Annotated in this window: 26 protein-coding genes; 7 read left to right on the plus strand and 19 right to left on the minus strand. The window is 70.1% G+C overall.

Features of this window, described 5'->3' with window-relative positions:
* Window positions 1-17: 17 nt before the first annotated feature.
* From AB0N02_RS17645 to AB0N02_RS17655, 3 genes are all read left to right on the plus strand, one after another.
* Window positions 18-1,274: an aminotransferase class V-fold PLP-dependent enzyme gene (locus AB0N02_RS17645; RefSeq protein WP_363947556.1), complete on the plus strand. Its 1,257-nt coding sequence runs from the start codon at window positions 18-20 to the stop codon at window positions 1,272-1,274.
* An 18-nt stretch (window positions 1,275-1,292) separates the two neighbouring features.
* Window positions 1,293-2,489 carry an NADH-quinone oxidoreductase subunit D gene (locus AB0N02_RS17650; RefSeq protein WP_363947204.1) on the plus strand — a complete coding sequence of 399 codons (1,197 nt, stop codon included), beginning with the start codon at window positions 1,293-1,295 and terminating at the stop codon, window positions 2,487-2,489.
* Window positions 2,490-2,550: 61 nt separating this feature from the next.
* A complete protein-coding gene (locus AB0N02_RS17655) occupies window positions 2,551-3,672 on the plus strand; it encodes an acyltransferase (RefSeq protein WP_363947207.1) in 1,122 nt (373 codons plus the stop codon).
* A 150-nt stretch (window positions 3,673-3,822) separates the two neighbouring features.
* Here the strand turns inward: AB0N02_RS17655 and AB0N02_RS17660 are convergent, their stop codons facing one another.
* Window positions 3,823-5,367, minus strand: coding sequence for an MDR family MFS transporter (locus AB0N02_RS17660; RefSeq protein ID WP_363947209.1), 1,545 nt, complete (start codon window positions 5,365-5,367; stop codon window positions 3,823-3,825).
* A gap of 157 nt (window positions 5,368-5,524) precedes the next feature.
* Between AB0N02_RS17660 and AB0N02_RS17665 the strand changes: the two genes are divergently transcribed.
* Window positions 5,525-6,118, plus strand: a complete 594-nt coding sequence (locus AB0N02_RS17665) for a TetR family transcriptional regulator (RefSeq protein ID WP_363947212.1) — start codon at window positions 5,525-5,527, stop codon at window positions 6,116-6,118.
* 305 nt (window positions 6,119-6,423) lie between these two features.
* Complete coding sequence (locus AB0N02_RS17670) at window positions 6,424-7,266, plus strand: putative protein N(5)-glutamine methyltransferase (RefSeq protein WP_363947214.1); 843 nt, start codon at window positions 6,424-6,426, stop codon at window positions 7,264-7,266.
* 176 nt (window positions 7,267-7,442) lie between these two features.
* On the opposite strand, the gene AB0N02_RS17675 is transcribed toward AB0N02_RS17670, so the two are convergent.
* From AB0N02_RS17675 to dacB, 11 genes are all read right to left on the minus strand, one after another.
* Window positions 7,443-7,895, minus strand: coding sequence for a DUF3180 domain-containing protein (locus AB0N02_RS17675; RefSeq protein ID WP_363947217.1), 453 nt, complete (start codon window positions 7,893-7,895; stop codon window positions 7,443-7,445).
* Window positions 7,895-8,389: a 2-amino-4-hydroxy-6-hydroxymethyldihydropteridine diphosphokinase gene (gene folK, locus AB0N02_RS17680; protein ID WP_363947220.1), complete on the minus strand. Its 495-nt coding sequence runs from the start codon at window positions 8,387-8,389 to the stop codon at window positions 7,895-7,897. Before folK ends, AB0N02_RS17675 begins: the two co-directional genes overlap by 1 nt.
* Window positions 8,386-8,748 carry a dihydroneopterin aldolase gene (gene folB / locus AB0N02_RS17685; RefSeq protein ID WP_363947223.1) on the minus strand — a complete coding sequence of 121 codons (363 nt, stop codon included), beginning with the start codon at window positions 8,746-8,748 and terminating at the stop codon, window positions 8,386-8,388. Before folB ends, folK begins: the two co-directional genes overlap by 4 nt.
* Window positions 8,745-9,182 carry a nuclear transport factor 2 family protein gene (locus AB0N02_RS17690; RefSeq protein WP_363947225.1) on the minus strand — a complete coding sequence of 146 codons (438 nt, stop codon included), beginning with the start codon at window positions 9,180-9,182 and terminating at the stop codon, window positions 8,745-8,747. The genes folB and AB0N02_RS17690 overlap by 4 nt, the downstream gene beginning before the upstream one ends.
* Complete coding sequence (folP, locus tag AB0N02_RS17695; RefSeq protein WP_363947228.1) at window positions 9,179-10,030, minus strand: dihydropteroate synthase; 852 nt, start codon at window positions 10,028-10,030, stop codon at window positions 9,179-9,181. Before folP ends, AB0N02_RS17690 begins: the two co-directional genes overlap by 4 nt.
* A 315-nt stretch (window positions 10,031-10,345) precedes the next feature.
* Window positions 10,346-10,927 (minus strand): GTP cyclohydrolase I FolE, encoded by a 582-nt coding sequence (gene folE / locus AB0N02_RS17700; RefSeq protein ID WP_363947230.1) that lies wholly within the window; start codon window positions 10,925-10,927, stop codon window positions 10,346-10,348.
* Window positions 10,928-10,929: 2 nt separating this feature from the next.
* Entirely contained in the window at window positions 10,930-12,900 is a 1,971-nt protein-coding gene (gene ftsH, locus AB0N02_RS17705) for an ATP-dependent zinc metalloprotease FtsH (protein ID WP_363947232.1), read from the minus strand.
* Window positions 12,901-13,184: 284 nt separating this feature from the next.
* The gene (gene hpt, locus AB0N02_RS17710; protein WP_363947234.1) at window positions 13,185-13,742 is read right to left on the minus strand and encodes a hypoxanthine phosphoribosyltransferase; all 558 of its coding nucleotides are present in this window, start codon (window positions 13,740-13,742) and stop codon (window positions 13,185-13,187) included.
* A gap of 13 nt (window positions 13,743-13,755) precedes the next feature.
* Window positions 13,756-14,778, minus strand: coding sequence for a tRNA lysidine(34) synthetase TilS (gene tilS, locus AB0N02_RS17715; RefSeq protein ID WP_363947236.1), 1,023 nt, complete (start codon window positions 14,776-14,778; stop codon window positions 13,756-13,758).
* Between the two features lie 171 nt (window positions 14,779-14,949).
* Window positions 14,950-16,044, minus strand: coding sequence for a zinc-dependent metalloprotease (locus AB0N02_RS17720; protein ID WP_363947239.1), 1,095 nt, complete (start codon window positions 16,042-16,044; stop codon window positions 14,950-14,952).
* A gap of 87 nt (window positions 16,045-16,131) precedes the next feature.
* The gene (gene dacB, locus AB0N02_RS17725; protein WP_363947559.1) at window positions 16,132-17,496 is read right to left on the minus strand and encodes a D-alanyl-D-alanine carboxypeptidase/D-alanyl-D-alanine-endopeptidase; all 1,365 of its coding nucleotides are present in this window, start codon (window positions 17,494-17,496) and stop codon (window positions 16,132-16,134) included.
* Between the two features lie 120 nt (window positions 17,497-17,616).
* On the opposite strand from dacB, the gene AB0N02_RS17730 reads away from it, so the two are divergent.
* Window positions 17,617-18,114 carry an inorganic diphosphatase gene (locus AB0N02_RS17730; RefSeq protein ID WP_363947242.1) on the plus strand — a complete coding sequence of 166 codons (498 nt, stop codon included), beginning with the start codon at window positions 17,617-17,619 and terminating at the stop codon, window positions 18,112-18,114.
* 8 nt (window positions 18,115-18,122) lie between these two features.
* On the opposite strand, the gene AB0N02_RS17735 is transcribed toward AB0N02_RS17730, so the two are convergent.
* The 7 genes from AB0N02_RS17735 to AB0N02_RS17765 form a co-directional block, all read right to left on the minus strand.
* Complete coding sequence (locus AB0N02_RS17735; protein WP_363947244.1) at window positions 18,123-19,295, minus strand: C40 family peptidase; 1,173 nt, start codon at window positions 19,293-19,295, stop codon at window positions 18,123-18,125.
* 903 nt (window positions 19,296-20,198) lie between these two features.
* Window positions 20,199-21,002, minus strand: coding sequence for a hypothetical protein (locus tag AB0N02_RS17740; protein ID WP_363947247.1), 804 nt, complete (start codon window positions 21,000-21,002; stop codon window positions 20,199-20,201).
* Between the two features lie 188 nt (window positions 21,003-21,190).
* Window positions 21,191-22,801 carry an ATP-binding cassette domain-containing protein gene (locus tag AB0N02_RS17745; protein WP_363947250.1) on the minus strand — a complete coding sequence of 537 codons (1,611 nt, stop codon included), beginning with the start codon at window positions 22,799-22,801 and terminating at the stop codon, window positions 21,191-21,193.
* A gap of 138 nt (window positions 22,802-22,939) precedes the next feature.
* Window positions 22,940-23,551 (minus strand): hypothetical protein, encoded by a 612-nt coding sequence (locus AB0N02_RS17750; protein ID WP_363947253.1) that lies wholly within the window; start codon window positions 23,549-23,551, stop codon window positions 22,940-22,942.
* Window positions 23,552-24,161: 610 nt separating this feature from the next.
* A complete protein-coding gene (locus AB0N02_RS17755; RefSeq protein WP_363947256.1) occupies window positions 24,162-24,458 on the minus strand; it encodes a hypothetical protein in 297 nt (98 codons plus the stop codon).
* Between the two features lie 169 nt (window positions 24,459-24,627).
* A complete protein-coding gene (locus AB0N02_RS17760; RefSeq protein WP_363947258.1) occupies window positions 24,628-24,801 on the minus strand; it encodes an NmrA family NAD(P)-binding protein in 174 nt (57 codons plus the stop codon).
* Complete coding sequence (locus tag AB0N02_RS17765) at window positions 24,798-25,658, minus strand: alpha/beta hydrolase (RefSeq protein WP_363947261.1); 861 nt, start codon at window positions 25,656-25,658, stop codon at window positions 24,798-24,800. Before AB0N02_RS17765 ends, AB0N02_RS17760 begins: the two co-directional genes overlap by 4 nt.
* Window positions 25,659-25,741: 83 nt before the next feature.
* On the opposite strand from AB0N02_RS17765, the gene AB0N02_RS17770 reads away from it, so the two are divergent.
* Window positions 25,742-26,296 carry a CGNR zinc finger domain-containing protein gene (locus tag AB0N02_RS17770; protein WP_363947263.1) on the plus strand — a complete coding sequence of 185 codons (555 nt, stop codon included), beginning with the start codon at window positions 25,742-25,744 and terminating at the stop codon, window positions 26,294-26,296.
* Window positions 26,297-26,340 lie beyond the last annotated feature (44 nt).

Below are 26,340 nucleotides of genomic sequence, written 5' to 3' on the forward strand. Positions count from 1 at the left end.
CCGTCGAGAACACCGCCGTGACCGTCCCGGCGACGCGCGCCTGCGACGACCGCCCGATCCCCGCGGTGCTCGGCGCGGACCTGGAGGTCCCGGTGAAGGGCGGCAGGCTCGTCTCCTACGCCAACCTCGACTACGCCGCCAGCGCCCCCTGTCTGGAGCCGGTGAGCGCCGCCGTCGCCGCCGCGCTCCCGGCCTACTCCAGCGTCCACCGCGGAGCGGGATACGCCTCCCAGCTGACCACCGCCCGCTACGAGCAGGCCAGGCACACCGTGCGCGCCTTCGTCGGCGCCCGCCCCGACGACTCGGTGATCTTCACCAGGAACACCACCGACGCCACCAACCTGCTGGCCCGCAGCCTGCCCTCCGGGACCACCACCGTGGTCTTCGACACCGAGCACCACGCCTCGCTGCTGCCGTGGGCCGACGCCGTACGGCTGCCCGCCCCCGCCTTCCCCGGCGAGGCGGTGCGCGCGGCCGACGACGCGCTGGCCGCGATCGACGGCCCCAAGCTGCTGGTCGTGACCGCCGCCTCCAACGTCACCGGCGAACTGTGGCCGATCGCAGCCCTGGCCCACATCGCCCACCGCCACGGCGCCCGCATCCTGGTCGACGCCGCCCAGCTCGTCCCGCACCGCCGCCTCAACCTGACCGCGCTCGACCTGGACTACGTGGTCTTCTCCGGGCACAAGCTGTACGCCCCCTTCGGCACGGGCGCGCTGATCGGCCGCTCCGACTGGCTGTCGGCGGCCGAGCCGTACCTCAGGGGCGGCGGCGCGGTGCGCGCCGTGAACGACGACGAGACCGAGTGGCACTCCGACCCCGAGGCCCGGCACGAGGCCGGAACGCCGAACGTCCTCGGCGCGATCGCGCTGGCCGCCGCCTGCGACGCGCTGACCGCCACCGGCTGGGACGCGCTGGTGCGCGAGGAGGAGCGCCTCCTGGGCCGCCTGCGCGCGGGCCTCGCGGACATCGAGGGCGTCCACGAGCTGTCCCTGTGGGGCCCGGAGCACCCGCGGGTCGGCATCGTCTCCTTCGTCGTCGACGGGTTCACCGCCCGCCAGGTCGCCGAGACCCTGTCGGGCGAGTACGGCATCGGCGTCCGCGACGGCAAGTTCTGCGCCCACCCCTTCGTCCGCCACCTCCTGGGCGCCAAGGACGGCGGCTGCGAGGACGTGACCGCCTCGGCGGTGCGCGCCTCCATCGGCATCGGGAGCACCACCGAGCACGTCGACCGTCTGATCGCGGCTCTGCGGGATCTCGCCTCCCGCCGCTGACGTGGCAGCATGGGGCATATGACTGAGCCTCGTGCCCAGGGCGCGCCCCGGGAAGTGAACGTGGGGATCGGGGCCGGAGCGGACGCGGTCGCGGCGGCGGGCGGCAAGGAGCTCGCCACCGAGGACATGGTCCTCAACATCGGGCCGCAGCACCCGTCGACCCACGGGGTGCTGCGCCTGCGGCTCACCATGGACGGGGAGCGGATCAGCGCGGCCGAGCCGGTCGTGGGATACATGCACCGTGGCGCGGAGAAGCTGTTCGAGGTCAGGGACTACCGGCAGATCATCATGCTGGCCAACCGGCACGACTGGCTGTCGGCGTTCGCCAACGAGCTGGGCGTGGTGCTGGCGGTCGAGCGGATGCTCGGCATGGAGGTGCCGATCAGGGCGGTCTGGACACGCACGCTGATGGCCGAGCTGAACCGGGTGCTCAGCCACCTGATGTTCCTCGGCTCCTACCCCCTGGAGCTCGGCGCGATCACCCCGGTCTTCTACGCGTTCCGGGAACGCGAGACCCTGCAGGCCGTGATGGAGGAGATCTCCGGCGGCCGGATGCACTACATGTTCAACCGGGTCGGCGGCCTCAAGGAGGACCTGCCCCTGGGCTGGATGGACCGGGCCGCGCGGGCCGTGGCGGACGTGCGGCGGCGGCTGCCCGACATCGAGAACCTGATCGCGGGCAACGAGATCTTCCTGGCCCGCACGGTCGGGGTCGGCGTGCTGGACCGTCAGACGATCATGCAGTACGGCGTGAGCGGTCCCATCGCCCGCGCCTCCGGGGTCGATCTCGACCTGCGCAGGGACGACCCCTACCTCGCCTACGGCGAGCTGCCGGTGCGGGTCGTCACCCGTACGGCCGGAGACTGCAACGCTCGTTTCGGGGTGCTGCTCGAACAGGTGAAGGTCTCCCTGGACCTGGCGGACGCCTGCCTGGAGCGGCTGCGCGAGCTGCCGCCGGGGCCGATCAACCAGCGCCTGCCCAAGGTGCTCAAGGTGCCCGAGGGACACACCTACGCCTGGACGGAGAACCCGCTCGGCATCAACGGCTACTACCTGGTCTCCCGAGGCGAGAAGACGCCGTGGCGGCTGAAACTCCGCTCGGCCTCCTACAACAACGTCCAGGTGCTGCGCGAGATGTTGCCAGGACACCTGGTCTCCGACATGGTGGCCATTCTGGGCTCGATGTTCTTCGTGGTGGGTGACATCGACAAGTGACCGTGGAGAGTGCCGCCGGGTCACCGCGGCGGCACCGGCGGGTGATCACGGAGGGGGCCGCATGAGCGAACGCGCGGACACCGCGTCCCGTGCCGGAAACGGTCAGCGGGACAGATACATCGACTGGCTCCGCGCGCTCAGCCTGATCGTCGTGGTGATCTGGCACTGGGCGTTCACGATCCTGCGGTGGGGGCCCGACGGGCCCTCGCCGACGAGCCCGCTGGGCTTCACCTCGGGGCTGTGGATCCTCACGTGGCTGCTGCAGGTGCTGCCGCTCTTCTTCTACGTGGGCGGATACGTCCACCTGATGTCGTGGAACCGCGCCCGCGAGCGGGGCGTCGGCATCGGCAGCTTCGTGTGGCGGCGCATCCGGGCGCTGGCGATCCCGTCGCTGGCGCTCGCGCTGGCCTGGATCACGTTCGGCGCGATCGTCGGGTGGGTGTCGGGGATCGCCTGGATCGACCGGGTCGTGCTGCTCGTGCTGAGCCCGCTGTGGTTCATCGGCGTCTACCTCATGCTGATCGCCCTGCTGCCCCTCATGCTCTGGCTCCACCGGCGCTTCGACGTGCTGATCCTCATCTGGCTGGGCGGCGCGGCGCTGGTCGTCGACGTGCTGCGGCTGCGCTACGGCTACGAGGCCGCGGGCTGGCTGAACATGGTCATCGTCTGGGGACTGGCGCACCAGGCGGGATTCTTCTACGAGCGGATGGTCGCGCTGCCCCGCAGGCTGGACGTCGCCACCCTGTGGACGGGCCTGTTCGCCCTGTTCGGCCTGGTGTACTCGGGGATCTATCCGGGCTCGATGGTCGGGGTGCCCGGTGACAGGCTGTCCAACATGGCGCCGCCGACCTTCGTCATCGTGGCGCTGCTGATCTTCCAGATCGGCCTGGTCGAGGTGCTGCGTCCCTCCATGGAGCGCCTGCTGGAGCGTCCCCGGTGGCAGTGGACCAACGAGACGATCAACAGGTTCGCGCTGCCGCTGTTCCTGTTCCACACCACCGGCATGGCGATCCTGATGGGCGTGTTCTGGGCGCTGACCGGCGCCCCGCCCGGCAGCCAGGTCCCGCCCGACCTGGTGTGGTGGCTGGAACGCCCCCTGGCCGTGGCGGGCCCGCTGCTGTGCACGATCCCGTTCCTACTGCTGTTCGACCGGAGACGGGCCGCGAGCGGAACCCGCCGCTGACGAGCCGTCCAGGCGGGCCGGGGAGTGCCCGCGCACGCGGCGCGGGGGCGCGGCGACCGCACCCCCGCGCGGTTCCCGGAGCGGCGGCGTGTCCCACCTGGGCCCACCTGGGCCCACCTGGGCCCGCCTGGGGCCCGCCTGGGGCCCGCCTCAGCCGGTCGTGACGGCCTGTTCCTCCGGCTCGGGGCTCGCCGGCAGGTCCACGCTGTCGCGGAGCCTGACCGGCTTGAGGAACAGGACGGCGATGACGCCGACGGTGGCGACCGCGGCGGAGATGAGGAAGATGTGCCCGGTGGCGTCGCCGTAGGCCGCGCGCACGATCTCCTTGATCGGCTCGGGCAGCGCCTGGATGTTGAGGGTGCTGCGACCGCCGCCGCTCGCCGCGGCGGGCGTGACGCCCACCTTGGCGAGACCCTCGGCGATGCCGGTGGCGACCCGGTTGGCCAGCACCGCGCCGAGGACCGAGACGCCGATGGTGCCGCCGAGGGAGCGGAAGAACGTGATCGCGCCGCTGGCGGCGCCCAGCTCGCGCAGCGGGACGGTGTTCTGGATGACCAGCACGAGGTTCTGCATCGACATGCCGACCCCGGCGCCGACCAGCACCATCGCGCCGCCGATGAAGTACAGCGAGGTCTGGTGGTCCATCGTGGACAGCCCGAGGAAGCCGATGGTGAGCACGATGGAGCCGGTGACGATGTACGGCTTGATCCTGCCGCTCCTGGAGATCATGCGCCCGGAGACGGTGGATGAGATCAGCACCCCGACCATCATGGGGATGGTGAGCAGGCCCGCCTGGGTGGGGGTGTAGCCGCGGCCGATCTGGAAGTACTGGCCGAGGAAGACCGAGCCGCCGAACATGGCCATGCCGACCGCGAGGCTGGCCAGGATGGCCAGGGCGGGGGTGCGGTGGCGGATGACCTTCAGCGGCACCACCGGCTCGGCCACCCGCGACTCGACCCACGTCGCCAGCACCAGGAGCAGGACACCGCCGCCGACCATGGCCGCGGTCTGCCAGGACAGCCAGTCGAAGGAGTTGCCGACGAAGGTGACCCAGATGAGCAGGACGCTGACGCCCGCGGCGATCAGCGCGGCGCCCACGTAGTCGATCTTGACGTCGGCGCGGCGCACGACGGCCACGCGCAGCGTCTTGTGCAGCAAGGCGAAGGCGACCACGGTGAAGGGCAGCGCGATGAAGAAGCACCAGCGCCAGCCCAGCCAGGACGTGTCGGCGATCAGGCCGCCGAGCAGCGGGCCGCCCACCGTCGCCACGGCCATGACGCCACCGAGGTAGCCGTTGTAGCGTCCGCGCTCCTTGGGGCTGATCATCGCGGCGATGATGACCTGCACCAGGACCTGCAGGGCGCCCATGCCCAGGCCCTGCAGGGCCCGGAAGGCGATCAGCTGCGCGGTGTTCTGCGCGAAACCGCAGGCCAGCGAGCTGATCATGAAGATGACGATGGAGATCTGGAGCAGCAGCTTCTTGCTGAACAGGTCCGCGAGCTTGCCCCAGATCGGCGTGGAGGCCGTCGAGGCGAGCAGTGAGGCGGTGACCACCCAGGTGTACTGCGACTGGGTGCCGTTGAGCGCACCGATGATCTGCGGGAGCGCCACCGACACGATCGTGCTGCTGATCATGGCGACGAACAGGACGAGCAGCAGCCCGCTCAGCGCCTCAAGGACCTGGCGGTGACTCATCGGCCCGGTTTCATGATCAGTTTTGTGAGCGGTGACTGTATGGGCGCCCACGCGCAACCTCCGGTTGAGAAATCAGAACGAACTGTGACACCTTACATGCCCACTGGGCAACTTTGCGCACTGGGCATGTTTTCTCAAACGGTGAGATACTGATGCCATGGAGATCACAGCGGGATTGCGCGAACGTAAGAAGGCCGAGACGCGGCAGGCGGTCCACGAGGCCGCGCTGCGGCTGTGCGCCGAACACGGCCTGGACCACGTCACCGTCGAGGCCATCGCCGACGCCGCCAACATCTCCCGGCGCACCTTCTCCAACTACTTCGGCAGCAAGGAGGACGCCCTCCTCTACGGTGACGAGCAGCGCATCCGGCTGCTGCTCGAACGGGTCAACGCCCGTCCCGCGGGGGAGACGGCCTGGCAGGCGCTGCGCGGAGCCATCCACGACATCCAGCGGGAGCTGGGCGATCCCGAGGTGGCCTGGGCCGTGCGCGCGAGGCTCGCCAAGAGGCACCCCTCCCTCCTGGCCAGGCAGCTGGCCAACCACGCCGCCCTGGAGCGCGAGCTCGTCCAGGCCATCGCCGGACGCGACGGCGCCGCCGGTGCCGTGCGGCCCCAGGTGCTGGCGGCCGCCTTCCTGGTCGCGCTGCGCATCGCCACCCACGTGTGGACCGACGAAGACGAGCCCCGCCCCCTCCTGGAGGTCATGGAGGAGGTCCTCGACGAGATGGCCCGCCCCTTCGACGGCCGGTGAGCCCCGGCCCCTTCCTGACGGGCCCCTCCGCCGGAGAACCGCCGGAGAAGGGCCCGTCCTCGTGGAACCCGTACGGCCCGCGCCAGGCGCCCGGCCGGACGCGGGGTGGTGACGGGAACGTGAAGATCTCGCGTGGTAGTGTTGCCGTCCCCCAGAAGGGGACCGGACCTACCGAGGAGGTGAGACCCATTACCGCCAGATCAGGCCGGGTGCTCTCATCTCATGACCGTACGGCTCATATCCGTACGGCCGACCGGACATAGGTGACCGGGAGAGCGCCCGCAGGCAGCGAAAGGCTCTCTCCGATGTCACTTCCCCCGTCGTCCCTCCCCCTGTCCGTCATCGTCACCAGGCTTCGGGCCGCCGGCTGTGTGTTCGCCGAGGACGAGGCGGAGCTGATCGTCTCCACCGCGCGGACCCCCGCCGATGTCGCCGCCATGGTCGAGCGGCGGGTCGCCGGCCTGCCCCTCGAACACGTCCTCGGCTGGGCGGAGTTCTGCGGCCTGCGGATAGCCGTGGAGCCGGGGGTCTTCGTCCCCCGCCGCCGCACCGAGTTCCTCATCCGGCAGGCCACCGCCCTCGCCCGCCGGACCGCCGCCCCCGCCCTTCCGGAGCGGGCCTCCTCCGGACCTCCGGCCGTCGTGGTCGACCTGTGCTGCGGCTCGGGGGCGATGGGCGCCGCGCTGGCCACGGCCCTGGAGCGGATCGAGCTGCACGCCGTCGACCTCGACCCGGCCGCGGTGCGGTGCGCCCGCCGTAACCTCGCCTCCGTCGGCGGCCGGGTGTACGAGGGCGACCTCTACGAGCCGCTGCCCGCCACGCTGCGGGGCCGCGTCGACATCCTGGTCGCCAGCCCACCCTACGTGCCCACCGAGGCGATCAGGCTGCTGCCCGCCGAGGCCCGCGTGCACGAGCCCCGGACGGCGCTCGACGGGGGCGCGGACGGGCTCGACGTCGTGCGGCGGGTGATCGCCGCGGCACCGCTGTGGCTGTCCCCCGGCGGTCATCTGCTGGTCGAGACGAGCCGGAGGCAGGCCTCCCGGACCGTCGAGGCCGTGGCCCGCAGCGGGCTGATCCCGCGACCGGCCGACTGCGACGACCTGAACGCCACCGTCGTCGTCGGGACCAGACCCGTTCCGCGGGAGTGACGGCCGTCTCCCCGGGCCACCGGGGACGCCCTTGCGACGGCCGCCCACCTCCACCGTTTACCTCCACCGCTTGCCTCCACCGTGTCCGGGACCTTCCGGGCGCCGGTACGGCGAGCGGTGAAGCGGGGCGGCTCGGCGCCGGTGAACGACGTCCGCCCAGGTCCCAGGTCACGGCATTAGCGGTGGTCGTCCTCGGAGTCCTTGGGCACCTTGCAGCAGTGCTCCAGGTACAGGGCGGCGCAGACCAGCACCGCGCAGGCCACGAGCGATCCACCGGCGATCAGGAAGTCCCGGCGGGGCACTCCCTGCTCCAGCAGGTCGGTGGTGTAGAGGGCGAACCCGGCGAAGACACCCCCGAAGATCGCCCCGGCGTACGCCGAGGCCTTGGCGAGGGCCGCCAGGCGGGCCACGGCCAGCGGTTCGACGGGCTTGGTCTCCGCCCTGCGCTCGATCCTGGCCTTCGTCATCCAGCCGCTGTAGGCCTCGCCGATCGCCAGCAGGAGCACGGTGGGGATCGCGGTCCAGGGGAGGGTCGGCAGGGACGAGTAGAGCGGTTTCAGCAGCCCCCACGTCAGGAACGTGAACACGGCGAAGACACCGACGAGAACGCCGGGGTGACTCGGCTTCATCAAGGCCTCTGCAGCGTCAGATCGGGGCGCAGCCGTACGTAGTCCTGGTCCAGGCCGGCCAGCAGGTCGGAGACCCTGCGCCCGGCCAGGACCGCGTCGGGGTCGGCGCGCATCCAGGGCACCAGCACGAACGCGCGCTCGTGCGCCCTGGGATGCGGCAGCGTCAGCTCGGGGTCGTCCGAGACCACGTCTCCGACGGTGATCAGATCGACGTCCAGGGTGCGCGCTCCCCAGCGCTCCGCCCGGACCCTGCCGAAAACGTTCTCCACACTCTGAGCACGATCGAGGAGCGTCCTGGGTTCCAGCTCGCTGCGCGCGATCACCACCGCGTTGAGGTACGGCCCCTGCTCGGGACCGCCGACCGGGTCCGTCTCGTAGACCGGGGAGACCGCGACGAACTCCAGCTCCGGGGTGTCGAAGAGCGAGTCCAGCGCGCCCTGCAACATCTCCAGCCGGTCCCCCAGGTTGCTGCCGAGTGCGAGCACGACCTTCATGACCGGCTCCGGCTGATCGTCACGATCACGTCGTCGAACGGCAGCGGGATGGGGGCGGCCGGTTTGTGCACGCTCACCTCGGCCGACCACACGAGCTCACGGGACAGGCAGACGTCCGCCAGGCGCTGGGCGAGGGTCTCGATCAGATCGACCGGCTCGCCCTCCACGACCTTCACCAGGTCCTGGGCGAGCTGCCCGTAGTCCACGGTCTTGGCGAGGTCGTCCCCGGCGGCCGCGGGTGCGGTGTCGAGGAGAAGCGTGACGTCGACGACGAACTCCTGGCCGAGCTCCCGCTCCGCAGCCAGCACGCCGTGCCGACCCCGTGCTCTCAGGCCCTTGAGGCTGATCCGGTCCGTCACGGGGTTTCCTCTTCCTCTTCGTCGTCTCCCTGCAACACGGGCGAGCCGTGGTGCAGCCAGAGCCGCCACCCCGCCGACGTCCTGACGAAGGTGTTGCTCGCCACAACCTTTCCCGCGGCGAAGCTGGAATCACCTTCGTCGCCCGCGGTGAGGATGTTCTCCTCACAGGTGAGGATCGCGACGTCGCCCAGCACGCTGACACGGACGTCGGTCAGCACGAACTGGATGTAGGGGGTGTTGGCCATGATGAGCGCCCAGGAGCGCAGCACCTCCTGGCGGCCGTTGACGATCGGCCACCCCGGGTGCACGCAGCTCACCTGCTCGTCGTCGAGGTCCTCTGCCCAGATCTCGGTCATGCGATCGAGGTCGGCGTTCTCGATCGCGGTGTAGAACGCCTGGTTGACCGACTCGACGGCGGTGGTGTCGACGCTCATGATCTCGCTCTCTGAACAGCGGCGGCCACGCGGACGGCGTCCGCGTTCGGGCGTACGTCGTGCACCCGCACGCACCAGGCCCCCGCGTCTGCGGCGAGGGCGGTCACGGCGAGCGTGGCGTCGTCACTGCGGTCGAAGGGACGGGGGGTGCCGTCGGGATCGGCCAGCAGGCGGCCCAGGAAACGCTTGCGCGAGGCCCCGATGAGCAGCGGGTGGCCCAGCTCGGCGAGCCGGTCGATGCCCGCGATCAGGGCCCAGTTGTGCTCGGGGTTCTTGGAGAAGCCCAGGCCGGGGTCCAGCACGATCTGGCTCTCCGCCACCCCTTCCGCCAGCACGGAGGCGACCCGCTTGGCGAGTTCCTCCCGCACCTCGGTCACGACGTCACCGTAGATCGCCCGGCTGTCCATCGAGTGACTGTGACCTCGCCAGTGCATCACCACGTACTGCACGCCGGAGGCGGCCACGATCCTCGGCATCTCCGGATCGGCCAGGCCGCCGCTGACGTCGTTGACCAGCCTCGCCCCGGCCTCCACGGCCGCCCGCGCGACCTCGGCCCGCATGGTGTCGACGCTGACCACGACGCCCTCCCGGCTCAGTTGCCTGATGACCGGCTCGACCCTGGCCAGCTCCTCCTCCAGCGACACCCGCGCCGCGCCCGGCCGGGTCGACTCCCCTCCCACGTCGACGATGTCGGCGCCCTGTTCGACCAGCTCCAGGCCGTGCCGTACGGCCGCCGCCGGGTCGAACCACCGGCCTCCGTCGGAGAAGGAGTCAGGGGTGACGTTGACCACGCCCATCACCAGGCAACGGCCCTCGTCGGGCAGCCCCGGCACACTCCACGTAGTCATGCGGACAAGCCTAGGCGTTGTCCGCTCTTCGCCCATATCGCGGGTCCGGCTTGCGCCATAACGAATCAGCCTGTCCATCACGAAGCGGGCGGCCCGATCGACGGGCCGCTCAGGACGCCTGCCGTCATGTCTTCCTCAGAGCATGCCGGACCTTGGCAAGTGTGGCGATATTAGCCCGAGCACGATGAGAGCGGAGGGTTTTCCCGCCGGGCCACAGCGCGAAAAGCCCTGCCCAGGCCGTCATGGACGGCCCGGGCAGGGCTTTCAAGAGGAATCCGGCGGGCGCCGGGAGGGATGCTCCCGGACGGGCGAGGCTCAGCGCAGGATGAGCGCCATCGCCTCCGCGCGAGTCTTGTCACTGTTGCGGAAATCACCCCGCACGGCCGAGGTGATCGTCTTGGCGCCGGGCTTGCGGACACCGCGCATGGTCATGCAGAGGTGCTCGCACTCGATCACGACGATGACTCCCCGGGGCTCCAGCACGCTCATGAGCGCGTCGGCGATCTGGGAGGTCATCCGCTCCTGCACCTGGGGGCGCCGGGCGTACACGTCGACGAGGCGGGCGAGCTTGGACAGGCCGGTGACCTGTCCCTTCTCGTTCGGGATGTAGCCGACGTGGGCCACGCCGTGGAACGGGACCAGGTGGTGCTCGCAGGTCGAGTAGACCTCGATGTCCCTGACGAGCACCATCTCGTCGTGGTCGACGTCGAAGACCGTGGTCAGCACGTCTTCCGGGGTCTGCCCCAGCCCGGCGAACTGCTCGGCGTAGGCTCGGGCGACCCTGGCCGGGGTGTCGAGCAGGCCGTCGCGGTCGGGATCCTCACCGATGGCGATGAGGATCTCGCGAACGGCCTTCTCCAGCCTCTCCGAGTCGACCTTGAGGGGGTTCACGCTCACACTCAGTTCCCGTCCTTGCGCACGGAGTCGGTGTGACCTGTACCCGCGGGGAGCGCTCCGTTGCCGGACTGCTCCTTCGGCGTCAGGATCGGCGGCCGGTTGGACGGCAGCCGCTTGCCGTAGCCGGAGTAGGAGGGACGCTTCTCCCTGACGACGACCGGGGCGAAGATCTGCAGGACCTGATCGCGGGAGAGGGTCTCCTTCTCCATGAGCTCGAGCACCAGGTTGTCGAGCACGTCGCGGTACTCGACGAGGATCTCCCAGGCCTGGTCGTGCCCGGTCTCGATGAGGCGGCGCACCTCCTCGTCGATCGTGGAGGCGATCTTCTCGGAGTAGTCGCGCTCGTGGCCCATCTCACGGCCGAGGAAGACCTCGGCGTTGCCGGTGCCGAACTTGCGGGCGCCGAGCTGCTCGCTCATGCCGTACTCGGTGACCATGCGGCGGGCGATGGAGGTGGCCTTCTCGATGTCGTTGGAGGCGCCGGTGGTCGGCTCGTGGAAGACGAGCTCCTCCGCCGTACGGCCGCCCAGCAGCATCGCGAGCTGGTCCATCATCTCCGAGCGGGTCGCCAGGAACTTGTCCTCCATCGGCAGCGTCATCGTGTAACCGAGGGCGCGGCCGCGGGACAGGATCGTGATCTTGTGGACCGGGTCGGAGTTGGGCAGCGCGTGCGCGACCAGGGCGTGACCGCCCTCGTGGTACGCGATGATCTTCTTCTCCTGGTCCGACATGACGCGGGTCTTGCGCTCGGGGCCGGCCATCACGCGGTCGATGGACTCCTCGAGCATCTCCATCGTGATCAGCTTCTGGTCGGCGCGCGCGGTGAGCAGCGCGGCCTCGTTGATCACGTTGGCCAGGTCGGCACCGGTGAAACCGGGCGTCCTGCGGGCGATGACGTCGAGGTCGACGCCCTCGGCGAACGGCTTGCCGCGGCCGTGCACCCGGAGGATGCCCTTGCGGCCCTCCAGGTCGGGACGGTCGACGGTGACCTGGCGGTCGAAACGACCGGGACGCAGCAGCGCCGGGTCGAGGATGTCGGGCCGGTTGGTCGCGGCGATCAGGATCACGCCGCCCTTGACGTCGAAGCCGTCCATCTCGACGAGGAGCTGGTTCAGCGTCTGCTCGCGCTCGTCGTGACCGCCGCCCAGACCGGCGCCGCGGTGACGGCCGACCGCGTCGATCTCGTCGATGAAGATGATCGCCGGGGCGTTCGCCTTGGCCTGCTCGAACAGGTCGCGCACCCGGGAGGCGCCGACGCCGACGAACATCTCGACGAAGTCGGAACCGGAGATGGAGTAGAACGGCACGCCGGCCTCGCCGGCGACGGCCCTGGCGAGCAGGGTCTTACCGGTTCCGGGCGGACCGTAAAGCAGGACGCCCTTGGGGATCTTGGCGCCGATCGCCTGGAACTTGGCCGGAGCCTGCAGGAACTCCTTGATCTCCTGGAGCTCCTCGATGGCCTCGTCGGCACCCGCGACGTCGGCGAAGGTGGTCTTGGGGGTGTCCTTGGTGATGAGCTTGGCCTTCGACTTGCCGAAGTTCATCACCCGGGAGCCGCCGCCCTGCATCTGGTTCATGATGAACAAGAAGATCAGCACGATGATGACGATCGGCAGGAAGCTCACCAGGAGACCGAGGAGGAAGTTCTCCTTCGGCACGTCGACGGTGTAGCCGCCCGAGAGCTTGTCGCTCTTCGCCGCGGTTTCGAGCCGGTCTGCGAGCTGGACACCCTGGCCGGTCACCCACGAGGAGTAGTAGCGCTTCTTGTCGGTCAGCGTGACCTCGATGCGCTGGTCCTTGTCGATGATCTTCGCGTTGGAGACCTTGCCCTCGTCGATCCAGCTAATGATCTTCGAGGTGTCGGCCTTCTCGAAGCTGCCGTCACTGCTCCACATAGTGGTGATGAGCAGGAGCAACACGACGATGCCCAGGATCCACAGCAGTGGCCCACGTGTAAATCGCTTGAGATCCATCCGATGCGGAACCCCGGCGGGCCCGTCCCTTCCTGACCATGGCCTGGCAACCCCGGGCGAACCCGGGGTTCGCGGTCTCCCTAACCGCTCCAACTGACTACCAAGGGAAGGCGTACGAGGCCATACCCTCAGTCGTCCGAAGGTACACCGGCGTGCCGCGCAGGGTAACTGCCCGGACAGCACCGGCTTTGCCCTACCAACGTACGTCAGGTAGGCGCGTGTTCCCCTCCGCTATGACCAATGTCGCGTGTGTGGAGCGCGTGCTTCGCCCAGGGCGTACTTTTTTAGTTTGCCCCATACACATGCGGCGCAAGAGTCCCGATGAAGGGAAGGTTGCGATATCGCTCTGCGTAGTCGAGGCCGTAGCCGATCACGAACTCGTTGGGAATGTCAAAGCCGACGTATTTCACATCGAGCGGCACCTTGACCGCGTCCGGCTTGCGCAGCGCCGCGCAGATCTCCACCGAGGCGGGGTTGCGCGACTTCAGGTTGTGCACCAGCCACGACAGGGTCAGGCCCGAGTCGATGATGTCCTCGACGACCAGTACGTGACGGCCCGCGATGTCGGTGTCCAGGTCCTTGAGCACCCGCACGACGCCGGACGACTTGGTGCCCGCCCCGTAGGAGGAGACGGCCATCCAGTCCATCTGGACCGGCACGTGCAGCGCCCTGGCCAGGTCGGCCATGACCATGACCGCGCCCTTCAGCACGCCCACGATCAGTAGTTCCCTGCCCGCGTAGTCCTCGTCGATCCGGCCCGCGAGCTCCTTGATCTTGGCCTGGAGCTCTTCTTCCGAGATGAGGACCTTTTCGAGGTCCCTGCCCATGTCGGCTGCGTCCACCTGGGATTTTTCCTTACGAGACGGGGCTTGCTGGCTGTCTGGCGAATATCAGGGTGCCATACCGACGGACCGCACCAATCCCCCCGGGGACCTCCACACGCCGCTGCCCGCGCCAGCCGGTGACCAGACGGTCCACCTGAAGGATGTGCGCCGCGGCGAGCGTGCCGGGCGGGGCTCCCGCCTCGATCGCCGCCCGGCGCAGCACCCGCCGCCGTACCGCCGCGGGCAGCGCCGCCAGCTCCGGTACGGCCAGCGCCACCGTCCCGGGGCCACCGATATCGCTAAGAGCTGAATCCGGGAGCAGTGCCGCGGCGTAGGCGGTGTCCGCCCACCCGTCGAGCGCGTCCGCGTCGTCCCGGCACAGGGCGGCGGTCCTGGCGAGCGCCTCGGCGACACCGGGGCCCAGTTCCTCCTCCAGGGCGGGCAGCAGCCGGGAGCGGACCCTGACCCGGGTGTAGCGGGGATCGAGGTTGTGCGGGTCGTCCCAGGGGCTCAGCCCCAGCCCCTGGCAGGCCGCCACGGTCGTCCGCCTGCCGATCCCGAGCAGGGGGCGCCGGTAGAGCCCCGCCCGCTCCGGCATCCCCGCCAGCGAGCGCGTCCCGCTCCCCCTGGCCAGCCGGAGCAGCACGGTCTCCGCCTGGTCGTCCCTGGTGTGCCCGAGAAGCACGGCCGCGGCCCCGAGCCGCTCGGCGGCCTCCGACAGCGCGGCGTATCTGGCCTCCCTGGCGGCCGCCTCGGGACCTCCCGAGGTGCCGACCAGGACCCGCAGCGCCTCGGCCGGGTCGAGGCCCAGGTCGGGCGCGAGCCGTACGACGGCGGTGGCCCGGTCGTCCGAACCCTCCTGCAGGCCGTGGTCGACGGTGAGCAGTCCCGCGCGGAGCCCGGCCCTGGGCGCGACGAACCCCGTGGCGGCGGCCAGCGCCAGGGAATCGGCGCCGCCGCTGCACGCGACGAGCACGAGGGAGCCGGCCGCCAGATCGTCCAGCGCTTGCCGTACGGCACGGCGGACATCGGCGACGGCGGGAGGCGGACCCATGCCCGCCATTGTCCGGCCTCGGACGTGCCGGCCGCACCGCCGGACCCGCCCCTCGGAGAGATCGTCCGGCCCCCGGCGTGCCGGCCGCACCGCCGGGCCGCCTCTTGGAGAGCCGTGCCTCCCGGCCCGCTCCCGCGGCCCACAGGCCGGGCGGAACGGGCCGGTGACGGGTCAGCCGGTCGTGCCGTCGGCCTCGGGAAGGGCGGAAGCGCCGATCACCCTGGCGATCCAGCGCTCCGGCCTGCTGATCTCGTCCTGGGTCGGGAGGGTCTGCGGAGAGGTCCAGACCTTGTTGAAGCCGTCCATGCCCACCCGGTCGACGACCGTGCGCACGAAGGAGGAGCCCTCGGCGTACTGCTTCATCTTCAGGTCGACGCCGAGCAGCTTGCGGACCGTGCGGTCCAGGCGCGAGCCGCCCTCGCGACGGTGGTGGAACTTGGCGCGGATGTCGGCGACCGTGGGGACCACCGCCGGGCCGACCGCGTCCATGACGTAGTCGCCGTGCCCCTCGACCAGGGTCATCACCGCGGTGAGCCGGTTGAGGATCTCCCTCTGCTCGGGGGTCTGGATCGCGTCGATCAGATTGCCCTCGCCTCCCCTGACGGCGTCGGCGACCGCGTCGGCGGCCGAGCGGAACCGGTCGAGGAGCGTGCTCAGATCCATGTCGGAGGCGAGCAGGAACTCCGTCATCTGGGAGCGGACGTACTCCCTGAGCCAGGGGACGCCGGTGAACTGCACCCGGTGGGTCTCCTCGTGCAGGCAGACCCACAGCCGGAAGTCGCGCGGGACCACGTCGAGCTCCTGCTCGGCGTGCACGATGTTGGGCGCGACCAGCGTGAGGCGGCCGACGGCCTCGCGCCCCGACGGGTCGGGCGGCAGGAACAGTTCGTACTGCCCCAGGACACGGGAGGCCAGGAAGGCGAGCACCGCGCCGACCTCCACCCCGGTGACGCGCGAGCCGACCGCGCTCACGATCGCCGGGGTCTGGTCCTTGCGCGCGGCCATGCGCTGGGTCAGCGGCTCCAGCACCACCCGGAAGCCCTCGACGTTGGCCTTGATCCAGCCTGGCCGGTCGACGATGGTCGCCGGTTCGGGTGCGGTCTCCGTGTCGATCCGGGTGAACTCCCGGACGTGCCCCTCGGCGACGCGCGAGAGTTGCCGCAGTTCGGCGACCGCCCGGCGAGCCTCCTCTCGGCTCACTTGCGGCCCGGGGCGCACCAGGCGCGTTCCGGTCGCTACGGCAAGATCCCAGTCGATCACCTGCATACCGTCCACCGTACGTGGTATCCGTCCCGCTCGCGCGGCCCCCGTCCCGAATCGGGCCCGCGCTCCGGATCGGGCCCGCGTTCCGGATCAGCCGGCCGCGACGGTCGCGGCCAGCCTGTCGAGGGCCGCCTCCGCCTTGCCCGGCCCCGGCGGGACCTTGTCGGCCATGAAGGCGAAGGTGACCAGGCGCCCGCTCCGGGTGGTGGTCAGGCCCGCCAGCGCGTTGACCCCGTCGAGGGTGCCGGTCTTGGCGCGGATCAGCCCGTGGACGGAGCCGTTCTTGGTGAACCGGTGCCCGAGGGTGCCGGTGAACCCTGCGACGGGCATGCCGCTGACGATCGGGTGCAGGTGGGGGTTGGCCGGGGCGGCCGCCACCGCGACGAGCCTGGCCAGTGCCGCGGGGGCGATGCGGTTCCTCGGCGACAGCCCGCACCCGTCGAAGACGCGCACGCCCTCGGCCACCTTCAGCCGGGCCAGCACCTGTGTGACGGCCGTCGCGGCGCCGTCGAAGGAGACGGGCCTGCCCTCCTTGATCGCCACCTGCCTGGCCAGGGCCTCGGTCAGATCGTTGTCGCTGAGTGTGAGCGCCCGCTCGACCAGCGCGTACACCGGCGCCGAGTCGACCCGGGCGAGCTCCTGGGAGCCCTCGGGGGCCCTGACACGGGCGGCGGACTTGGAGACCGAGACACCGTACTTCGGCAGCAGCGCGACGAACGCGGCGTAGGCGGCACGGGAGGGGTCGGAGACCCGCTGGTGACTGCCCGGGGAGACCTTCCCCTCGTCGACCATGAGCGCGGTGACCGGGGCGACGCTGCCCTCGGGCACGTAGCCGGGCTTCCACGTCGGGGCGGTGCGCGGCCCGGTGTAGAGGCTGTCGTCGTAGGAGACCGTCACCCTGCGGGTCCCGGCCGCCCTGAGCGCCTTGGCCGTCCGCTGGGCGAGCGAGGCGAGCGAGGCGGGCTCGGGGTAGACGGAGAGCGAGGACGGCCTGGCCGCCGTCAGGGTGGGGTCGCCCCCGCCGACCAGGACGATCGAGGTGGGCGACGAGCCGCGCACCACGCGGGTGCTGATCCTGGCGTCCGGGCCCAGGGAGGCCAGCGCGGCGACCGAGGTGGCGATCTTGGTGGTCGAGGCCGGCGTGAGGCCCGTCCCGGCGTCGCTGCCGAACAGCACCTCGCCCGTCTCGGCGTCGACGACCGCGGCGCCCACGCTGTCGCCCAGCGCGGGGTCCCCCAGCGCCGCGGTGAGGCGTCCCGCCAAAGTACCCTTGGCAGGGAGAGGTCCGTTCCCCCCCGCGGCCAGCACCGGACCCGCGGTGATGACCGGGACGGGAGGCGGCTCGGCCGACGCGACCGGTTCGGGCGCCTTCTCGGTCAGCGCATCGCTGGTGAGCAGGTGGGCACCGGCCGCGACGACGAACAGTTGCAGCAAGACGAGAGTGACCAAGGCCACCCCCCGCTCGCGCCGCATTATGTCGCCGACCTTTCATCAATCGGTACCCAACAGCTATTACGTCTACGAGACACTAACGCCCATCCGGGGGTGCCCGGGGGCTTGAGCGGAGGAACAGCGGTGGAGTTCGACGTTCTCGTTGAGATTCCCAAGGGGCAACGGAACAAGTACGAGGTGGACCACGAGTCAGGTCGGATCAGGCTCGACAGAATGCTCTTCACCTCCACGCAGTACCCCGCCGACTACGGCTTCATCGAGGACACCCTCGGCGAGGACGGAGACCCCCTCGACGCCCTGGTGCTGCTTCAGGAGCCGACCTTCCCCGGTTGCCTGATCAAGTGCCGCGCGGTCGGGATGTTCCGCATGACGGACGAGAAGGGCGGTGACGACAAGGTCCTGTGCGTTCCCGCGACGGACCCCCGGATGGAGCACATCCGCGACATCCACCACGTGCCCGAGTTCGACCGCCTTGAGATCCAGCACTTCTTCGAGGTCTACAAGGACCTGGAGCCCGGCAAGTCCGTCGAGGGCGCCAACTGGGTCGGGCGTGTCGAGGCCGAGGACGAGATCAAGCGCTCCATCAAGCGCGCCGAAGAGGCCGAGGGTCACCAGCACTGACCGGGCCGTCAGGCCGGACGGGTCGCGCCGATGAGGTCTCTGCGCCACATCGGCGCGACCCGGACCACGTCCCCGGTCCGCGGGGCGTGCACCATTAGGTCCCCGCCGATGTAGATCCCCACGTGCCGGATGCCGGCGGGAACGCGGGAACGGCGGCCGAAGAACAGCAGATCCCCCCGGCGGAGCCGATCGAGCGACACGTGCCTCCCCGAGGTCCACTGGGTACCCGTCCAGTGGTCCATCTTGACCCCGACCCGCGCCCACGCCTGCATGGTCAGCCCCGAGCAGTCGTAGCCGGTGGGTCCGGCGCTCGCCCACACGTAGGGCTTGTCGATCTGGGTCAGCGCCCAGTCGGCGACGATGTCGCCCAGCGCCGCCCCTGAGGACTTCTCCAGCGCCCAGCTCGGCGCCCGCGCCCCGTCGGCCACGACCTCGTCGCCGGTCACGGCGGTCACGGCGACCCGCGCCCTGATCCGCGCCAGCGCGGCGGCCCGGTATCTGCCGTACTTCGCGCGGTCCCTGGCCACCCTGGCCCGCTCCAGGTTCCACGCCCGCTCGTCGGTCAGCCGGTCCGCGGTGCCCCGCGCCTCGTCCGTCTCCTGCCTGAGCCGGGCCTGCTCGTCCTCGATCCGCCGGACCTCGACGGTCTGCCCGATCACGGCCCGCTCCGCCGCCGGCTCGACCGCCGGCTCGACCGCCGGGGCCCGGCCGGCACAGGAGGCGTTCTCCACCTGCGGCACGGCCGCCACCCTCTCCGCACCACCGGTGCTCTCCGCTTTCTCGGGAGCCTCCGCACCCGCCGCACCCGCCGGGACCGCCGGGACCGCCAAAGCCGCCAGAGCCGCCAGAGCCGCCAGAGCCGCCAGAGCCGCCGGGGCCGACTGAGCCGTCCGGGATACCGTTCCCGCCTCGGCGCAGGCGGCGTGCGCGACCTCGACCGGCCCGCCCGCCTGGGCCGTCAGTTCCCGTAACCGGGTCCGGGCCTCGTCGAGCAGAAGTGTGACGGTGCCTAACCGTTTACTTCGCTCGACGGCTTTGGAACGCGCCTCGGCGACCTCACGGGCCGAAGGACTGTTACGGAACCGGGCTTCGGCGGAAACACTCGTTCCCGCGGCCAGGCAACAGGCCACCCCTGATATCAGGGCGACGGCACGGCCGTACTTTCCAATCACGGAGTGCATATGTCCACCTTGGTCAATCAGCGCATCTCGAATCCGCGCGTATCACTATGTGTCACTGCATGACAACCCGCTTGACTCAAGGTTCCCCATAGTCACTCTTCGCACACATGCATCACACATATCGTGATCAGCGCTGGCCAAAATGGTTTTCTGAGCATCAGTTCCAGAGGGAGGAGATGAAGCGACAGGCGGACATTACGGACGGACAATGACGGACAATACGGCGGCGAACAATGACGCGACGCTTCTTCCGTATCGTCTCCGACCGGCCAGACCACCTCTCACTCCGGCGTCGAAAAGATGAAAAATCATGCCGTACGGCATGCCCACGCCCCCGGCGAACGCCCACTCGCCGGTCTTCGTGACAGCGAACCGCCCGCCGTGGAGGGCGAGGGAAATCGGGGGCGACTGAGAAAAATGATGAATCAGGTGAAAACGGTTACCGCCGCACCCATTTGACGGGCGACACAACCAACGGGCACGACAACCGGCGGGCACGACAACCGGCGAGCGTCACAGCGCCGCGGCGCACGGCGCACCGTACCGCCTCTCGCTGAGAGCCCGGTCCAGCGGCCCGTCCCGGCGGCCCGTCCCAGCCCACACCACCGCGCCGTACGCCACCGCCGGACCCCGCCCGGCACAGCGCAACACAACACAACACGCAACACAACACACGGGATCCGCGCGCGGCCCCGGCACACCGCACGAGATCCGGGCACGGCTCAGCGCGCCGCACGGAATCCGGGCACAGCTCAGCGCGCCGCGCGGAATCCGGGCACGGCCCGGCACACCGCACGGGACTCGAACACGGCCCGGCACACCGCACGGGACTCGGACACGATCGGCGCGCCGTACGAGGTCGGATCACGGCGGCGCGGCGCGCGGCACCCGCGCGGGATCAGGTCACTGTCTGGCCTCCCCCTCGGCGACCATCCCCTGCCTGCCCCGGTCCTTGGCGAACGCGGGCGTGGTGGGCTTGACCACGCGCGCCGGAAGGCTGCCGCCCAGGGCCAGCTGCTCGTAGGGGCGGCTGCTCGATCCCCAGGTGCGTGCCGCCACCTCGGCCTTTGCGATCTTGCTGGTGTCCTGGACGCTCTCGATGTGCATGACGAAGCGGCGGGTGCCGTCCGACCTGACGTTGTCGACGAACGTGCTCCCGCCGCCGAGCAGCTTGCCGTCCCGGTCCCGCAGGAGCGCGGTGACCGCCAGACTCCCGGCCGGCAGCCGGTACGGCGTGCCGACGTATCCGACGACCAGATAGCCGTCGTCCCTTCGCACGGTCATCACGTCGGAGATGGGGAACGGCTGGAAGGCCGAGACGATCCGGCCCGCCAGGCGCCACTCGGCGGGACGATAGTCGATGCTCACCTGGGACGGCCTCTCGGCGGCGACCACCTCGCCGCTGAAGGGCAGCGAACCGGCGGGCGGCACGGCGTCCAGCGGCTGCTCCAGCCGGACGACCTCCTTGCCCGCGGCGTCCTTGGCGATCACCGTGGCGACCACGTGTTCGCCGAAGTGCCACGGGTTGCTGTTGGTGAGCACCCCGGCCCAGTTCACCACGTACCCCCCGTCCTTCTTGATGATGGACGAGACCTGTTCCTTGACCGCGAGCGGCCGGAGCTGGGTTGCCTGCTGCTCGGAGTCGGAGGAACATCCGGCCAGGAGCAGCAGGGCTAGAGCGCTGACAATTCGGGTACTGTGCGTCACCTAGTCGTCATAACCCGTGAACATTCCGGCCTCCACCGGACACGCGCAACTCGGGCGAAGTCTTTAACCCGATCCTCCGCGACCGCCCGGCCTCCCCCGACCATCCGGCTCCCCCGCGACGCCCCTCCCACGGTCTCCCGGCGCTCCCCTGACAGGGCCGGCCCGCGCCGAGGCGGCGGGGCCGGGCCTCAGCGCTTGCGGACCACCCGGGTCTCGTCCCAGACGGGTTCGGGCGACTCGTACACCGTGCCGTCGGAGCCGAAGACCAGATAGCGGTCGAAGTCGTCGGCGAACCATCGGTCGTGGGTGACCGCGACCACGGTCCCGTCGAAGGCGTTCAGCCCCGCCTGGAGGGCCTCCGCGCTGGCCAGGTCGAGGTTGTCGGTCGGCTCGTCCAGCAGGAGCAGCGTGGTGCCCGACAGTTCGAGCAGCAGGATCTGCAGCCGGGCCTGCTGTCCGCCCGACAGCGTCTCGAACCGCTGTTCACCGACGTTCCCGGCCAGCTCGTAGCGCGACAGCGCCTTCATCGCCTCGTTCTTCAGCCGGGCGTGCTCGGTCATGACGATCTCGCAGGGCGTCCGGCCGATGAGCTCGGGCCGCGCGTGGGTCTGCGCGAAGTGACCGGGAAGGACCCTGGAGCCGAGCCTGGCCACGCCGGTGTGCCTGACGTCCTGTCCGGAGATCAGGCGCAGGAAGTGGGACTTGCCCGAGCCGTTCGAGCCCAGCACCGCGACCCGCTCGCCGTACCAGATCTCCAGGTCGAAGGGCTTCATGAGCCCCGTCAGCTCCAGCTTCTCGCAGATCACCGCGCGCTTGGCGGTCCGGCCGCCGCGCAGGCGCATGCTGATGAACTGATCCTTCGGCGCCGCCTCCGGCGGTCCGGCCTCCTCGAACCTGCGCAACCGCGTCTGGGCCGAACGGTAGGCGGCGGCCATGGTGTCCATGTACTTCGCCTTCTGGCCGAGCATGACGACCAGCCGCTTGAGCTTGGCGTGCTCCTCGTCCCAGCGTTTCTTCAGCTCCTCAAGGCGCTCGTTGCGGTCCCTGCGGGCCTGGGCGTAGGTGGCGAACCCGCCGCCGTGGACCCAGATGTTGCCCGACTCGACGGTGACGATCCGGTCGGCCGCGTTGGCCAGGAGCTGCCGGTCGTGGCTGACCAGCACCACCGTCTTGGGCGTGTCGCGCAACGCCTGCTCCAGCCAGAGCTTCCCGGGCACGTCCAGGTAGTTGTCGGGCTCGTCCAGCAGCAGCGTCTGGTCGGGGCCGCGCAGCAGCGCCTCCAGCACCAGCCGCTTCTGCTCGCCGCCGGACAGGGTGTTGACCTCGCGGTACCTGCACCTGTCGTACGGCACGCCCAGGGCCGCCATCGTACAGGCGTCCCAGAGCACCTCCATGTCGTAGCCGCCCGCGTCGCCGTAGTCCGTGATGGCCTGCGCGTAACGCATCTGGGTCTTCTCGTCGTCGCGCTCCATCATCACAAGCTCGGCGGCGTCGAGTCGCTCGGCGGCCTGCCGTACGCGCTCGGGGGCGACGCTGACCAGCAGGTCGTGCACGCTCCGCCCGTCACGGATGCCGCCGATGAACTGGCGCATGATCCCCAGTCCACCCGAGCTGGCGACGGTTCCCTCGACCGGCTGCAGGTCCCCCGCGATCAGCCGCATCAGCGTCGTCTTGCCCGCGCCGTTGGGGCCGACGAGCGCGGCCTTGACCCCTTCGCCGATCCGGAAGGACACGTCGTCGAGCAACGGCCGTCCATCCGGCAGTACATATGTCAGATGTCCAACCTCTACGTGTCCCACGACGATTCCCTTCCAAAGGTCCTCGCGCAGCGTACCCGCCGGTTTCGCCGGTGGGCATTCCGATTTTCGCTCGCCCTGGCCGGACCCGGTACGGGATCGCAGGCGTGCCTTGTGAGTGGAGTCGTCACATATCCCCGTTCAGCTTCCACACGGCTGATCGGGGATACGTGACAGATCCACCACCGTGTAACGCTTCCCTCCACGTTCCTGCCAGAACAGGATCGGCTCGTCCGGACCCGACGCTCCCTGGGTGATCACGCCGACCGGGTCGGCGTCATCCTGCGGTCCCGGCCGCTCCTTCGCCCCGGCCCGCGCCGATCCACCGGTGCAGCGGTCGTACAGGACCGCGGACGCTTCCGGCCCCTCCGTAAGGATGTGCACCGGTCCGTCGTCATACACGTACGGCAGGCCGAACAGACCGAACCTGTCCCCGATCAGCGGCCCTCCCGACGATGCGGCAACGGTGGTACGGCCCGAGCCGTCCTTTCGCCTCACCACCAGCGTCGTCAGCTCGTAAGGGCGAGGAGGAACCCTTCCCACGCACCATTCGACTCCGCAGTGCACATCCCGCTCCTGCGGATCGGATGCGGCCGTGGGCTCGGCCCCGGCGGAATCCGGAACTTTCTGCGGCTTGTCCTCGGTGAGAGAGATCCGATAGGCGGCGTCTCCGTCGCTCCAGACGGCATCGTCACCGTCGATCACCAATTCGTCCCCGAACGGGACGTCACCATGACCGGTCAGCCAGGTCACCAGTCTCATCGACCCGCCCGAGCGCGGCATGGTCCACAGTTCCATGTGCCGCTTGCCGGCGTTCCAAGATTCGGAGCGGTAGACCTCGGCCGTCCAGGCGATCCGTGTCCGGCCCACGGCCACGCTCCTGACCTCGTAGCACGCATCGCACTCACCCCATTTCGGCGCCGTGGCCAGGACGCGGTGCCTTCCCGTCCGGCGGTCGTACGCCACGAACCGAGCGAGCGCGAACGGGGTCACCATAAGCACCTCGTTCGCGCTCAGCATGGCGACCGGCTGGACGCCGGGCCCTTTTTCGAGCCTCGTGGGCAGGGTGAACACCGCCTCGGGCCACACCTCCGCAACCGCGTCCAGCTCAGGCGGTTCCGGCAACGTGTCAGGCCGCGGCGGCGTCCGCCGGTCGGCGACGGTGATCGTGCAGGCGGAGGCCGAACCGGCCACGCTCACGGAGATCAGCAGAATCGCAAGCAGCCGGAGAACCCTCGGACGCCTCATGACCCGCAGAACGGATGATCGGCTGTCCTGGTTCCGCTGCTCGGATCTGGAGGGGCCTCAAGGTGAGGACGGCCGGTTCTCCGAGGTCCTCGTCCCGGATGGGAGCGGCGGCCCCTCAGAAATCCTCGTCCCGGATGACGTCGAGGTCCACGAACCGCGGAGGTCCGTCGCACAGTTCCCTCATGCGTTGGGCCAGCGCGCCGGTCTCCGGCATGCCGCTGTTGCGCATCGCCTCCTCGTAGGACGGGAACTCGACGATGGCGACGTAGTGGTTGGGGCGGGTGTGGTCGCGGGCGAGGGTGGTGTGCGTGACCGTGCGTTCGTTCTCGGTCGAGTCACGCCAGTCGTCCATCACTCGCTGGATGTCCTGCTCGTGGGTGGTGTCGAATTCGATGACCTGTACGAAGCCCATGGGATCCTCCCCTCCTCGTACCGGCTACCAGACGACTCCACTCTCCGTTCACCGGCGTGGGCAAGCGGGGTTGGGTCAAAACGCATCCGTCTTTCCATGACCCGCCCCTGCCCCCTTCCAAGCCCCGTCCCCCGCTTCCGCGCGTCCGGCCGGGAAGAGCCCTGGGCGATCAGCAACCGGTGGTGAAGCGCTCCCGGACGGAGAAGCCGTACTCCGGCGAGGAGCCGTACTCCGGCGAGGAGGTGTTCCCGGCGACGGCCGTGACCCCGTGGCCGCGCGCACGGGCCCCACGGACGACGGCCGAGCCGACGTACCCGGTGGCGCCGATGACTGCGATCTTCATTTGCCGTCCTTTCCGACACGTTCGAGGAAGCCGGCGATCGAGGGAGCGATCTGGGGAAGCTTCTCTTCAAGTGCGAAGTGCCCGGTGTCGAACAGGTGCAGCTCCGCCTCCGGCACGTCCCCGAGGAAGGCCTTGGCGCCCTCCTCAAGGAAGAAGGGGTCGTTGCGGCCCCAGACGATCAGGGTCGGCGGCCGGTGCTCGCGGAGCCACGCCTGCCATTCGGGGTAGCGGGCGACGTTGCCCTTGTAGTCGAACGCCAGGGCCACCTGGCTCTCCCTGCGGCCGGGCAGGTCGAGGAAGTGCTGGTCGAGGGTCCACCCGTCGGGGGCGATCGCCTCCGGGTCGGACGCGCCGCCCTCGTACTGTCCCCTGGTCGCCTCCAGGGTCAGCAGCCCGAGCACCTGCTCCTCCTGGCCGGGCCCGAGCGCGATGAACCCCCGTGCCATCTCGCTCAGCCCCACCTCGTAGGCGTTGCCGTTCTGCACGACCAGACCCGTGACCGACCCGGGACGCCGTACGGCCAGGCGGAACCCGACAGGAGCCCCGAAGTCGAACATGTAGAGCACGAACCGTTCGAGGCCGAGCCTGTCCACGAACCCCTCGACCACGTCTGCGAGACCGTCGAAGGAGTAACCGAACCCGGCGGGCGCCTCGGTGTGCCCGAACCCGGGGTAGTCGGGGGCGATCAGGTGATACCGGTCGCCCAGGACGTCGATCAGGCGCCTGAACTGGTGTGACGCCGACGGGAAACCGTGCAGCAGGAGCAGTGTGGGCGCGTCACGGGGACCGGCCTCCCGGTAGAAGACCCGCACCCCGTCCACGTCCACGAACCGATGGGCAACGTTCGGCACGCTCATCACATGCTTCTTTCGCTCGAAGATGCGTTAGTTATAGCGCGCTGTCCGCTAATGTGTCAACGGAACGAAGTACCATTAGAAGCATGGACCTTCCGCTGACCGGCGAACCGCTCGCGCTCGACCTGATCAACACGCTGAGCGGCTCCCCCGACGGGCTCGTGGACCATCTGGCGACGGTCGAGGGACTGCGCGGGTGGCTGCGGACGCAGTCCGACCGGCTCCCCCAGCCCGGCGTCCCCCTGACCGAGGCCGACCTGGCGGCCGTCGTGGACCTGCGCGAGATCGTCACCTCGGTGGTCGACCGGGCACGCCGGGGCCTCGAGCCCCCGGGCCCGGCGCTGCTCGCGCTGAGCGAGGCCGACCGGCTGGCTCCGCCGTACCGGACGCTGGCCTGGGAGGGCGGCCGGGTGGTCGTCGGCGCGGAGCGGGCCGGCGACCACCGCTCGGCGCTGCTCGCGCTGCTCGCGGGCGCGGCGATCGACCTACTGGCGGGCCCGATCGACGCCGTGCGCCACTGCGAGGGACCGGGCTGCCGCATGCTGTTCCTGCCCGCGCACCCCCGGCGCCGCTGGTGTTCCCCCGAACTGTGCGGCAACCGGGTCCGGGTCGCCCGCTACTACCGGCGCCACAAGCCGTGACCCTCCGCACCGCGTTCGCCGCTCCCCGGGGTACGGCGACGCAT

The sequence above is a fragment of the Streptosporangium sp. NPDC051022 genome (assembly GCF_040683035.1).
Lineage (GTDB): Bacteria > Actinomycetota > Actinomycetes > Streptosporangiales > Streptosporangiaceae > Streptosporangium.

Bases quoted from the DNA above. Each gene is read 5' to 3' on its own strand.
- AB0N02_RS17650 (WP_363947204.1), top strand. From the start codon at position 1,293: ATGACTGAGCCTCGTGCCCAGGGCGCGCCCCGGGAAGTGAACGTGGGG.
- AB0N02_RS17655 (WP_363947207.1), top strand. From the start codon at position 2,551: ATGAGCGAACGCGCGGACACCGCGTCCCGTGCCGGAAACGGTCAGCGG.
- AB0N02_RS17660 (WP_363947209.1), bottom strand. From the start codon at position 5,367: ATGAGTCACCGCCAGGTCCTTGAGGCGCTGAGCGGGCTGCTGCTCGTC.
- AB0N02_RS17665 (WP_363947212.1), top strand. From the start codon at position 5,525: ATGGAGATCACAGCGGGATTGCGCGAACGTAAGAAGGCCGAGACGCGG.
- AB0N02_RS17670 (WP_363947214.1), top strand. From the start codon at position 6,424: ATGTCACTTCCCCCGTCGTCCCTCCCCCTGTCCGTCATCGTCACCAGG.
- AB0N02_RS17675 (WP_363947217.1), bottom strand. From the start codon at position 7,895: ATGAAGCCGAGTCACCCCGGCGTTCTCGTCGGTGTCTTCGCCGTGTTC.
- folK (WP_363947220.1), bottom strand. From the start codon at position 8,389: ATGAAGGTCGTGCTCGCACTCGGCAGCAACCTGGGGGACCGGCTGGAG.
- AB0N02_RS17690 (WP_363947225.1), bottom strand. From the start codon at position 9,182: ATGAGCGTCGACACCACCGCCGTCGAGTCGGTCAACCAGGCGTTCTAC.
- folP (WP_363947228.1), bottom strand. From the start codon at position 10,030: ATGACTACGTGGAGTGTGCCGGGGCTGCCCGACGAGGGCCGTTGCCTG.
- ftsH (WP_363947232.1), bottom strand. From the start codon at position 12,900: ATGGATCTCAAGCGATTTACACGTGGGCCACTGCTGTGGATCCTGGGC.
- tilS (WP_363947236.1), bottom strand. From the start codon at position 14,778: ATGGGTCCGCCTCCCGCCGTCGCCGATGTCCGCCGTGCCGTACGGCAA.
- AB0N02_RS17720 (WP_363947239.1), bottom strand. From the start codon at position 16,044: ATGCAGGTGATCGACTGGGATCTTGCCGTAGCGACCGGAACGCGCCTG.
- AB0N02_RS17735 (WP_363947244.1), bottom strand. From the start codon at position 19,295: ATGCACTCCGTGATTGGAAAGTACGGCCGTGCCGTCGCCCTGATATCA.
- AB0N02_RS17755 (WP_363947256.1), bottom strand. From the start codon at position 24,458: ATGGGCTTCGTACAGGTCATCGAATTCGACACCACCCACGAGCAGGAC.
- AB0N02_RS17760 (WP_363947258.1), bottom strand. From the start codon at position 24,801: ATGAAGATCGCAGTCATCGGCGCCACCGGGTACGTCGGCTCGGCCGTC.
- AB0N02_RS17765 (WP_363947261.1), bottom strand. From the start codon at position 25,658: ATGAGCGTGCCGAACGTTGCCCATCGGTTCGTGGACGTGGACGGGGTG.
- AB0N02_RS17770 (WP_363947263.1), top strand. From the start codon at position 25,742: ATGGACCTTCCGCTGACCGGCGAACCGCTCGCGCTCGACCTGATCAAC.